10 protein-coding genes are annotated in these 12210 nt (G+C 36.7%); 9 read left to right on the top strand and 1 reads right to left on the bottom strand.

The genetic code is table 11. The features are described from left to right. The first annotated feature begins 8 nt into the window (after positions 1-8). The 8 genes from SJY44_RS00185 (at position 9) to SJY44_RS00150 (ending at position 9816) form a co-directional block, all read left to right on the top strand. Positions 9-1967 carry an LruC domain-containing protein gene (locus SJY44_RS00185; RefSeq protein WP_396590772.1) on the top strand — a complete coding sequence of 653 codons (1959 nt, stop codon included), beginning with the start codon at positions 9-11 and terminating at the stop codon, positions 1965-1967. A gap of 41 nt (positions 1968-2008) precedes the next feature. After that, the gene (locus tag SJY44_RS00180; RefSeq protein ID WP_396590771.1) at positions 2009-3361 is read left to right on the top strand and encodes a UDP-glucose dehydrogenase family protein; all 1353 of its coding nucleotides are present in this window, start codon (positions 2009-2011) and stop codon (positions 3359-3361) included. Positions 3362-3371: 10 nt separating this feature from the next. Then, the gene (locus SJY44_RS00175) at positions 3372-4340 is read left to right on the top strand and encodes a UDP-glucuronic acid decarboxylase family protein (RefSeq protein ID WP_396590770.1); all 969 of its coding nucleotides are present in this window, start codon (positions 3372-3374) and stop codon (positions 4338-4340) included. Positions 4341-4363: 23 nt separating this feature from the next. Then, a complete protein-coding gene (locus tag SJY44_RS00170) occupies positions 4364-5572 on the top strand; it encodes a glycosyltransferase (protein WP_396590769.1) in 1209 nt (402 codons plus the stop codon). Positions 5573-5578: 6 nt separating this feature from the next. Then, positions 5579-6736, top strand: a complete 1158-nt coding sequence (locus tag SJY44_RS00165; protein ID WP_396590768.1) for a glycosyltransferase family 4 protein — start codon at positions 5579-5581, stop codon at positions 6734-6736. A gap of 1 nt (position 6737) precedes the next feature. Beyond that, positions 6738-7931 carry a glycosyltransferase gene (locus tag SJY44_RS00160; protein ID WP_396590767.1) on the top strand — a complete coding sequence of 398 codons (1194 nt, stop codon included), beginning with the start codon at positions 6738-6740 and terminating at the stop codon, positions 7929-7931. A gap of 10 nt (positions 7932-7941) precedes the next feature. Continuing rightward, the gene (locus tag SJY44_RS00155) at positions 7942-8580 is read left to right on the top strand and encodes an acyltransferase (protein ID WP_396590766.1); all 639 of its coding nucleotides are present in this window, start codon (positions 7942-7944) and stop codon (positions 8578-8580) included. Between the two features lie 138 nt (positions 8581-8718). Further along, positions 8719-9816, top strand: a complete 1098-nt coding sequence (locus tag SJY44_RS00150; RefSeq protein WP_396590765.1) for a glycosyltransferase family 2 protein — start codon at positions 8719-8721, stop codon at positions 9814-9816. Here the strand turns inward: SJY44_RS00150 and SJY44_RS00145 are convergent. Next, positions 9813-10946, bottom strand: coding sequence for a response regulator (locus tag SJY44_RS00145; RefSeq protein WP_396590764.1), 1134 nt, complete (start codon positions 10944-10946; stop codon positions 9813-9815). The genes SJY44_RS00150 and SJY44_RS00145 overlap by 4 nt on opposite strands. Before the next feature lie 223 nt (positions 10947-11169). Between SJY44_RS00145 and rfbB the strand changes: the two genes are divergently transcribed. Next, complete coding sequence (gene rfbB / locus SJY44_RS00140; protein ID WP_396590763.1) at positions 11170-12204, top strand: dTDP-glucose 4,6-dehydratase; 1035 nt, start codon at positions 11170-11172, stop codon at positions 12202-12204. Positions 12205-12210 lie beyond the last annotated feature (6 nt).

Raw genomic sequence — 12210 nt, 5'->3', positions numbered from 1 at the left:
CTACAATAATGTTTAAAGTTTTAAAAACTGCAGTTCTTCTCTTGGTTCTTTTTGTTTATGCAGGTTGTGTAAGCGAAAGTGACTTGGGTCCACCAACAGAAGATCCAGTTGTAATAGATGATGATAACGATGATAATCCATTAGGGGATTTCAGCGTTTCAACTAACTTTAATTACGCCACGAACAAGGAGGTGAGTATTGCTTTAGATGTTCCCGTTTTCTTAAACAAGGCGGTGTTTTCACTTTACAGTAAAACAGGAACACAGGACAGTGTTTCTTTTGGTCGTGCCACTTTTGATGCCAATGGCCATTTTGAAGAAAAATTTCTCTTACAGGCACAAGCAGATAGTGTTCTTTTAATATCTGATTATTTAGGGCTTACCAAAGATATTAGGCTGGCAGTTCAAAATGGAGTTGTTTCTTACGATTACAGACCATTGTACATCCGTTCTACTTCTGGAAAAGGAAGAACCTTATTGCAGACGGACAAAGGAATCTCCAATCTAACAGGTAAGGTTCCATACACTTATTTAGGTGGTTTTGATAGTCAAGGAGTGCCGGCAGAATTGGAACTTCCCGATGTTATAGAACAAAACTTATTGGATGACGTCAATGCATCGCTCCCAGAAAGAAGTAGAGTGCCCAATGCAAATCCACAATTTTTATCAAATAGCAGTGAGACCAGTATGGTGCTTACTGATCTTGCAGATATTTGGGTCACTTTTGTCTCGGAAGGAGCAGGGTACAGAAATGCTTTGGGGTATTATTCCTATTCCGTAGGAGATGAGCCTGCCTCAGTTGATGAGATTGTAGCTCACAATATTATTTTTCCAAATGTTTCCATGGTAGGTTCTTCAGGAGGACTGGTTCCAGGAGATCGTGTTTACTTAGGGCGTTTTCCTCCAAACACTGTTGTGTCTTGGTTTGTTGTGGCAAATGGTTGGAACGGATCTGGAGTAGGAGATGGAAACAATATTTTTTATTCGGAGCCAAGCTTTAATCCAGAATCATCCAGTTTAAACACGCATGTTGTGCAATTATACGACAGTGCGCGAGAAATCAACTTTTTGGCTTTTGAAGATTTAAGAAGAGATCAAAATTCTGATGATGATTTTAATGATGCTGTTTTCTATGCAAGGGCCAATCCTGTAGAATCTATTGAATTGACCAATGTAGTTGCTTTAATTCCAGCGAACGATGAAGACGGAGATGGCATAAATGATGAACTTGACGATTTTCCTTTTGATACCAATTTGGCATTCAACAATTTTTCACCAAGTGCCAACCTTTCTGGAGTATTGGCATTTGAAGATCTATGGCCAAGTCAAGGAGATTATGACTTTAATGATTTAGTCGTTTCATACAGTTACAACCTTATCACCAATGCTTCAAATCAAGTAGCAAGAATAGAAGGCACATTTACCATTGATAATATTGGTGGAGCATTAAAAAATGGTTTTGGATTGGTGTTGCCAATTTCCCCATCATTGGTGGAAAGTGTGCAAGGTCAAGTAGTAAATGCTGCCTTTATGAACCTAAATGCCAATGGTACCGAAGCTGGCACTGCAGCCAATGAATCTGTAATATTTGTGGCAGGTAATACCATAGAAATGCAAGGAGATACTATTGAATTGGTGATTGATTTAAATACTCCAGTTACCTATGAACAACTTGGATTGGTACCGTTCAATCCATTTTTAATTTCTGATGGGAATAGAGCAAAAGAAATTCATTTACCGGATTTTGCTCCAACAAGTAAAGCAGATTTCTTAGGCACTGCTAATGATGACAGTAATCCTGCTCAAAATAGATACTATAAAACTAGTGCAAACTTACCATGGGTGTTGAACATTTTTGATGATTTTGTTCCACCTGCAGAATCCATTCCAATAAGCATAGAATACCCAAGATTTGTCAATTGGGCCAATTCTGGAGGAACACAGGATTTAGATTGGTATGTGAGATAATAAATAGAATAGAAAATCAACCTTTTAATACACTTTAAATTATGAATATAACAGTAATAGGTACAGGTTATGTAGGCTTGGTAACAGGTACTTGCTTCGCAGAAACAGGAATCAACGTTGTCTGTGTGGACATTGATGAGAAAAAAATTGAAAAACTACGCAATGGTGAAGTTCCCATCTATGAACCCGGTCTAGATCTAATTTTAGAGCGCAATATAGATAAAGGAAGAATTTCCTTTACCACAAGTTTGGAAAAAGGGATTAAAAATAGTGATGCTATTTTCATAGCAGTTGGTACACCTCCAGATGAAGACGGTAGTGCAGATTTAAAATATGTGCTGGGCGTTGCAAGAGAAATAGGCCAGCATATGGAAGATTATAAAGTAATTATTACTAAAAGTACAGTTCCTGTTGGAACTTCTTATAAGGTGAAAGCTGCAGTTGAAGAAGAATTGGCAAACAGAAATGTTCGCATTCCTTTTGATGTTGCTTCAAACCCAGAGTTTTTAAAAGAAGGAAGTGCAGTTGAGGATTTCTTAAAACCAGACCGTATAGTTGTTGGTATAGAAAGCAAGCGCGCTGAAAAGGTGATGAAAAGACTCTATAAGCCTTTCTTAATGAATGGACATCCATTATTGTTTATGGATATTTTCTCTTCAGAGATGACAAAATATGCTGCAAACTCAATGCTGGCAACCAAGATCAGCTTTATGAATGACATTGCCAACCTGTGCGAACTGGTTGGAGCCAATGTGGATTTAGTTAGAAAAGGTATAGGTTCCGATTCCAGAATTGGGAACAAGTTCATTTATCCTGGCACAGGGTACGGAGGCAGTTGCTTTCCAAAAGATGTTCAGGCCCTGGTACGAACAGCGGACGAATACGGTCACTCATTAGAAGTATTGAAAGCAGTAGAAAGTGTTAACTATAGACAGAAATCTGTTTTAGTTGAAAAAATCAAAAGTCATTTTGGAAAAAACTTAAAAGGCAAACAATTTGGACTTTGGGGATTGGCATTTAAGCCAAAAACAGATGACATGCGTGAAGCGCCATCATTAGTGATCATTGAGCAATTGAAAGCACTTGGCGCCACCGTGAGAGCTTATGATCCTGTTGCTATGGAAGAAACTAAGCGAATTTTAGGAGATAAGATTGAATATGCAAAAGATGAATATGATGCCATTATTGATGCAGATGCTTTGATAGTGGTGACAGAATGGTCAGAATTTAGAATGCCCAATTTTAGAATTCTTGAGAAATTAATGAACAACAAAGCCATTTTTGATGGACGTAATATTTATGATCCAGAGGAAATGGGCGAGCAAGGATTTACCTATTACAGCATAGGTAGAGATGTTGTTAAAAATACTGAAGTGGAAACCGCTAACATTTAATAAGAGTACTATGAAACGAATATTGGTAACAGGAGGTGCAGGATTTGTAGGCTCTCATTTATGCGAAAGACTCTTGAACGAGGGAAATGAAGTGGTGAGTATGGACAACTACTTCACCGGAAGAAAAAGTAAAATAGTTCATTTGATGGATAACCCATATTTTGAAATAATCCGTCATGATGTAACCTTACCTTATTTTTTGGAGGTGGACGAAATCTATAATTTGGCTTGTCCAGCTTCACCAGTGCATTATCAACACAACCCCATAAAAACAATCAAAACATCTGTTTTGGGAGCAATCAATATGTTGGGATTGGCCAAAAGAATAAATGCAAAAATTCTTCAAGCCTCAACTAGTGAAGTATATGGGGATCCAGAAATACATCCGCAGCCAGAAGATTATTGGGGGCATGTAAACCCTATAGGAATTCGTTCATGTTACGATGAGGGCAAACGATGTGCAGAATCGCTTTTTGTCAATTACCACAATTCTAACGACGTTTTGGTGAAGATTATTAGAATCTTCAACACCTATGGACCTCGAATGGAACCGGATGATGGTAGAGTGGTTTCCAACTTTATTATGCAGGCACTACAAGGTAAGGACATCACCATATTTGGCGATGGTCTACAAACCAGAAGCTTTCAATACGTGAGTGATCTAGTGGATGGAATGGTTAAGATGATGGCGACAGAAGATGAATTTATAGGTCCTATAAACATTGGGAACCCTGGAGAATTTACCATGTTGGAGCTTGCGGAAAATATCATCGATTTAACTGGGTCAAAGTCTAGAATAATCCACCTGCCATTACCAGCAGATGATCCTACACAGCGAAAGCCAGATATCTCATTGGCTCAAGAAAAATTAAAAGATTGGAAACCTAGTGTTGATTTACGAACGGGTCTTGGAAAGACCATTGAATATTTTGACAATCTCATAAAGGAGAAATCCATTAAAGAACTAATAGAGGGGTAACGATAGCTAAGAAGAATATTTAGATGGATGTAATCAAAATTTTAATACATGGCCTTGAATTCCTTTTGATAGGTTACTTTGGATTTGCATCCATCTACGTATTCATTTTTTCTTTTGCGGGCCTCTTTAAGGCAAAAAAACGGAATGAAATATTCCATAAGCAAAGAAAGTTTGCGGTATTGATTCCTGGTTATAAGGAGGACAGTGTTATTGTTGAGGTTGCCAAACAGGCATTAAAACAAAGCTATTCTGAAGATTTTTTTGAAGTAATTATTATAGCGGACTCTTTTCAAGAAGAGACGTTAGCAGAGCTCCAGAAATTAGCAGTAAAAGTAATTGAAGTTTCTTTCGAAAAAAGCACAAAATCCAAAGCACTTAACCAAGCGATGAAAGTTATTGGAGATGGTTATGATGTTGCTTTGATACTAGATGCGGACAATATTATGGAAGACCATTTTATTGAAAAGGTCAACAACGCATTTAATCAGGGATATAAGGTGGTGCAAGGACATCGAATTGCAAAAAACACCAATACGTCCTTTGCAATACTGGATGCCATTAGTGAGGAAATAAACAATCATATTTTTAGGAAAGGACATCGCGTTCTAGGACTGTCGTCCGCATTGATTGGTTCGGGGATGGCATTTGATTACTATTTCTTTAAAAATACCATGGCCAATGTTAATGCTGTTGGTGGTTTTGATAAAGAATTGGAGCTAAAACTATTAAAGAACAGAACCAAGATTGAATATTTAAATAACGCTTTGGTATTGGATGAAAAAGTTCAAAAATCAGAAGTGTTTTCTAACCAGCGCAAGCGCTGGCTTTCAGCTCAATTTATATATTTTGGAAGATATTTTGTTCCTGGATTAAAAGAATTATTTACAAAAGGAAATATAGATTTTTTTGATAAAGTATATCAGATGGTATCTCCTCCAAGAGTATTATTGCTTGGGTTGGTAGTGGTTATTTCCTTTGTATATTTTGCTATAAACTTTTTTTCTCTAGCAAACCTTTCAGGTGTACCGGCTATCTTTTGGTATGCAAGTTTATTGCTAACCATATTGGCGTTCTTTTTCGCTATTCCTAAAAAGTTTTATAGCTCAAAAACATTACGCGCTGTGCTCACTTTGCCTAAGGCGTTTTTACTTATGTTCTTATCTCTTTTCAAATTAAAAGGGGCCAATAAAAAATTTATTCATACCCAGCACGGTACAGTTAAAAGTCAATAACAGCAAATGAAAATAGGAATAGAAGGACAACGCCTTTTCAGGAAAAAGAAGCATGGTATGGACATGGTTGCTCTGGAGCTTATTAAAAGCCTTCAGAAAATTGACCATAAGAATGAATATGTAGTCTTTGTAAAACCAGATTTTGATGACACCTGTATTCCCAATGCACCTAATTTTAAAATAGTACAACTAGAATCTAAATGGGGTTATCCGGGATGGGAACAAATTGCATTGCCCAAAGCTGCCTATAAAGAAGGTTGTGATGTTCTGCACTGCACAAGCAATACAGGACCGTTGTTTTCCAAAGTTCCTTTGATTACCACTTTACATGATATTATTTATTTAGAAAGCATAAGTATTTTTAAAAAAGAAGGCACCTGGTATCAGAAATTGGGTAATATGTACAGGAGGTATTTTGTGCCCCCAGTGATTAAAAAAAGCAAAAAGGTTATCACCGTTTCCAACTATGAAAAAGAACGAATAAACAATCACTTTGGATTTAAGGATAATAGATTAACTGCCATATACAATGGTGTTGGCTCACATTTTAAAAAGTTGACCGATCAAAATAGTTTAAGGACCATAAAAGATGCCTATGCGTTGCCGGACAATTTCTTTTTCTTTCTTGGAAATACAGACCCAAAGAAAAATACCAAAGGTGTGTTGAAGGCATTTTCAGATTTTAATAAAGAGTATCCCAACCGATACAAATTAGTTATGTTGGATTATGACGAAAGAGAGCTTCAAAAACTTTTAGCATCCATTGATAGTGAAGAAATAAGACCACTGATCCATTTGACGGGATATGTTCCAAATACAGATTTGCCGGCTATCATAAACCAATGTACAATATTCTTATATCCGTCGTTACGAGAAAGTTTTGGAATACCAATTCTTGAGGGGATGGCATGTGGGGTGCCAGTAATCACATCAACTACTTCATCAATGCCCGAAGTGGCCGGTGAGGATACTGCTTTAATGGTAGATCCCTTTAATACATTGGAGATAACTACTGCCATGAAGACCCTAGTCGAAGATAAAATATTGGCCCAGGTTTTGGCTGAAAAGGGAATTAAAAGAGCAAAACACTTTTCATGGGAAACTATGGCACGAAATGTATTGGAACTATATGAAGATGTCCACAGCGAAATAAAAAATAGCTAGTATGATTAAAGGTCAAGATATTATAGTTGTAGGTATACAAGCTTGGGATATTGAAATTGGCAGTAACTGTAAAAACATTGCTGCAGAATTTGCCAAGCACAACAGGGTACTTTATGTAAATCCACCATTGGACAGGGCCACTTTAAGGCGAGGAAAAAACACTGAAAGAGTTCAAAAAAGAATTCGAATCAAAAATGGGGAAGAAACAGGATTGGTTCGTATTAAGGACAATCTTTGGAATTTATACCCAAAATCCATGACCGAGTCTATCAATTGGATTCCCTTTCACTCCATATTCAAGAAACTAAATAGAAGGAATTCGAAGATTTTTTCTAGTGATATTCAAGAGGCAATGCATCAATTAAAATTTAAGGATGTTTTGCTTTTTAATGATAGTTCCATGTTTTTGGGATTACATCTTAAGGAATTTCTATCACCTAAAACATATACCTATTACATGAGGGATTATTTGATTCGAGTCCCATACTGGAGAAAACATGGGGAGCGGATCGAGCCACAAATTATTCAACAAGCGGATACAGTTGTAAATAATTCCACACTTTATGCGGAATACGGATCTAAGTTCAACCCAAATAGTTTTATGGTGGGCCAAGGTTGTGACGTTTCCTTGTTCAATGACGAAAAAGATACCATTCAAATCCCAAAGGAATTTGATGCCATTCCCAAACCTATCATTGGTTACGTTGGATATTTAACCAGCATGCGTTTGGATATAGAACTTTTGGAACATATGGCCAATACCAAGAAGGATTGGAGTATAGTTTTGGTTGGGCCTGAAGACGAAGATTTTCAATCATCAAAATTACATGAATTGGACAATGTATTTTTCTTGGGAAGCAAGGATGGGTCAGAGCTTCCAGCATATGTTAAAGGTTTTGATATAGCTATGAACCCACAACTAGTGAATGATTGGACCATTGGTAATTACCCGCGTAAGATTGATGAATATTTAGCAATGGGCAAACCTACATTGGCAACAAGAACCAAAGCCATGGAAATGTTCAAAAAACATGTTTATCTGGGAAGCAATAAGGAAGAATATATTCAACTAGCTGAAAAAGCTTTAGCGGAAAATACTCCTGAACTGGCAAGAAAACGGATTGAATTTGCAAAAAGTCATACTTGGGAGAACAATGTTAGGGCTATTTATGATGCCATTAAAAAATCAGCATAAAACCAAGAATATGGGTTTAAAAGATAAAATAAAGAATAGTGAGGGCATTAAAAAATTTGTGCATTGGCTGCTAGTTCCTAAAAATCAGGCAAGACCTCGTTTGTGGGTGAAATGGTTTGTCAACCCTTTTTATCATAAAAAAGGTAGAGGCGCGACAATTCGAAGAAGAACACGGGTGGATGTTCTGCCCTGGAACAGTTTTGAACTAGGAGCAAATTCTACCATAGAAGATTTTTCAACCATTAACAATGGGGTTGGAGCCGTAAAAATTGGAAACAGAACACGAATTGGTCTTGGCAATACCATTATTGGTCCAGTTACGATTGGAAATGATGTGAGATTAGCTCAAAATGTTGTGCTTTCTGGTCTTAACCATAATTATGAAGACGTATCACTACCTATACATGCACAAGGAGTATCTACGGCTACCATTATTGTTGAAGAAGAAACTTGGATAGGAGCAAATAGTGTAATTGTGGCTGGTGTGACTATAGGAAAGCATTGCATCATTGCAGGCGGGAGTGTGGTCACCAAAGATATTCCAGCGTATTCAGTTGCTGTTGGAAATCCCGCAAGAGTGGTTAAAACATATAACCATGATACGGGAGAATGGGAAAGAACAGCAAAAAAGAATCTTGTAGCCGTATGATTCATTCATGAATTAAAAAAAATAGCAATGGAGTTTTTAAAGATATTTTTTTGGGTTTCACTTTTCATTATTTTTTACTCTTACTTAGGGTATGGAATACTATTATTTTTAATTATCAAGATTAGAAGAATCCTTGGTTTGTCTAAAAATTTTGAGGGCAATGAAGATTATGAGCCAGAAGTAACTCTTTTTGTAAGCGCCTTTAATGAAAAAGATTATTTGGAGCAAAAAGTAAAAAACTCAAAAAGTTTAAACTACCCACAAGATAAAGTGACTCAAATTTGGGTTACAGATGGATCTGATGACGGCACCCCAGATTTATTAAAAAAGTATGATGGAGTAGAAGTACATCATAAAGATGAAAGGGCTGGGAAAATTGCAGCTATGAATCGCGGTATGGCGTTTGTAAAAACACCAATTGTTATCTTTTCTGATGCCAATACCGATCTTGGCAAAGATTCTATTAGAGAAATTGTACGCTTGTTCAGAAACCCAACAGTAGGTTGTGTTTCGGGTGAAAAGCGAATTTATTCCAAAGACGCAGATAGTGCTGCTGGCGCTGGAGAAGGAATGTATTGGAAATACGAGTCACAGCTTAAAAAATGGGATGCAGAACTCTACTCGGTTGTTGGAGCTGCCGGTGAACTTTTTGCAATCAGAACAGCACTATGGCAAGAAGTAGAGAAGGACACCCTGTTGGATGATTTTATGATTTCACTGCGGGTTGCCATGTCAGGTTATACAATACAATATAACCCTGAGGCTTATGCCATTGAAACTGCATCTGCCAATGTAAAAGAAGAATTAAAACGAAAAGTAAGAATTTCGGCAGGAGGAATTCAATCTGTGGTTAGATTAAGAGCTTTGCTAAACTTCTTTAAATATGGAACACTCTCGTTTCAATACATTTCGCATCGTGTATTGCGTTGGACGTTGACCCCACTTTTACTTTTTTTAATAATTCCTGCCAATTTTGTTTTGGCTCAAAATGAAGGACTATTTTCCCTAGGCCTTTTCAGTGTACTGTTTTGGGGACAAGTATTGTTTTATACAGCAGCTTTGTTGGGGTGGTTTCTAGAAAACAGACAAATTCGCTTAAAAGTACTTTTTATACCGTACTATTTCTTTATCATGAACCTTTCGGTCTTCCTTGGTTTTGGAAGATACATCAAAGGAAATCAATCCGTTAATTGGGAGCGTGCTAAAAGGGATGTACAGACAGAAGCGGTTGCTTAGTCCTCTTCTGTAAAAAGAGGTAAATCAAAATAAAAGGTGCTTCCTTTTCCAACCTCACTTCGAATTTTTAAAGTGCCTCCATTTTTTTGGACAAAATTTTGACAAAGCACAAGACCCAATCCAGTACCTGGTTCTTTTTCGGTTCCCAGTTTGCTAAAGTGTTCGTTAGGATTCAAGATTTTTTTGATATCCTCTTTGGGAATACCATTACCATTATCCTCGATTTCTATAACAAGCTTATTTTTTCTAAGCTTAGAATTGATTTTAATGATACCTTCAACAGGGGTGAATTTTATAGCATTGGAAAGTATATTTCGTAGTACGGTCTTGATCATGTTGTTATCGGCATAGGCAAAAACATCGATCGGAACGTTATTCTGCATTTCAATTTTTTTATGATCACTCCCCAATTTTAATAAGCGAAATGTCTGTTCTACCAATTCGTTTATATTGAGTTTTTCAGGAATCACTTGAATTTGATCACTTTCGGATTTTGCCCAACCCAATAAATTTTGAAGTAGATTCAAGGCTTCATCCATTGTTTTTAGAAGATCATAAACTGTTTCGTCCAAAAACTTGTCATCCTTGGGGTCAATGATTCCCCTCATAATGAAATCCATTTTCAATTTAGCAGCACTCAAAGGAGAACGCAGATCATGTCCGATAATGGAAAACATTCGGTCCTTAAGATCATTGGATTGTTTCAGGTTTTGGGCCTGTTTTTCAATTTGGTTTTTAGCTCGAATCAACTCAACATGAGTCTGTATTCTGGCAATCAATTCTTGCTCATTAAATGGTTTGGTAACATAATCCACCCCGCCTACTTCAAAACCTTTCACCTTATCTTTCACGTTTACCTTACCGGTAAGAAAAATAATTGGTATGTCTTTGTATTTTCTAAAACTCTTGATTTTCTCACAGAGTTCAAACCCTTCAATACGAGGCATAATAACATCAAGAAGAATAAGGTCTGGTTTTCTTTTTTCAAGAAGTTGAAAAAAATAGTCATCATCGCTGGTGCCTTCAAATTGGTAGTTATTTCGTTCTAAAATAAATCGAAGCAGCTCTAAATTTAGCTGTTCGTCATCAACCGCAAGGATATAAGGTTTTTCCGTAACTTGGTTTTCCATTTAAAACAAAAAGGCCTAATACGAAAGTAGGAAAAAGATTTTATGTTTATTCAGTATTTACTGTCAGAATGAAAATATGGAGTTTAATAAATTGGTTTGTTTTGCTTTAAAACATATATTAAAGTATTCCACCAACAAAAACCAGCCATTCACAACAATAATTGAACGACCATAAAAAGTAGGATTATATTTACAAAATAAGTAATACGAAAGCATAATCTGCATGACAAATATTTTAGTTACGGGAGGAGCAGGATTTATAGGATCCAACTTTGTCCCCTATTTTTTAGAAGCAAATACGGATGTTCACCTGATTAATATTGATGCACTCACTTATGCAGGAGATTTAGAAAACTTGAATGAAGTTGAGAAGCATGAGCGCTATACGTTTATCAAAGGAGACATTTGTGATAGAAAACTCATAGACAAGATATTTGAGAAGTATACTATTCAAGGGGTTATCCATTTTGCTGCGGAATCGCATGTTGATAATTCCATTACCAATCCAGATGCATTTATGCAGACCAATATCTTGGGTACATTTAATTTGATAGATGTAGCCAAAAAGTATTGGATGGTTGGCCCGGGAGTATATAAAGAAGCTTATAAAAACTCAAGATTCCACCATGTATCAACAGATGAGGTCTATGGCACATTAGGAAAAGAAGGTCTGTTTATGGAGACTACGCCCTATGCACCCAACAGTCCATACAGTGCTTCAAAAGCATCATCTGATTTTATTGTGCGAAGCTATCATCATACCTATGGTATGAATGTGGTAACCACCAATTGTTCCAACAATTATGGACCAAAACAGCATGATGAAAAGTTAATTCCTACCATAATACGAAAAGCATTGGCGGGAGAACAAATCCCTATTTATGGTGATGGTTCCAATATTCGTGACTGGCTTTACGTTTTAGACCATTGTAGGGGAATTGCACTGGCATATGATAAGGGAGTATCGGGGGAGACCTATAACATTGGTGGAAGGAATGAAAGAAACAACTTGTACATCGCACAAACTGTTTGCGAAATTTTAGATAAAAAACATCCAAAATCTGAAGGTTCCTATAAAGATTTGATTACCTATGTGAAAGATAGGGCAGGGCACGATTTTAGGTATGCGATTGATGCTTCAAAAATTGAAAATGATTTAGGCTGGCAAGCTGATGAGAATTTTGAGAGCGGTATTGACAAAACCATCGATTGGTATTTGAACAAGTTCATCCATAACAAAACCAAAAGTTTGGCTTAAAATTAG

This window comes from Allomuricauda sp. R78024, assembly GCF_044596045.1.
Classification (GTDB): Bacteria; Bacteroidota; Bacteroidia; order Flavobacteriales; family Flavobacteriaceae; genus Flagellimonas.
Note: the sequence above shows the minus strand (reverse complement) of the source record. Positions and strands in the feature narration are given on the sequence as shown.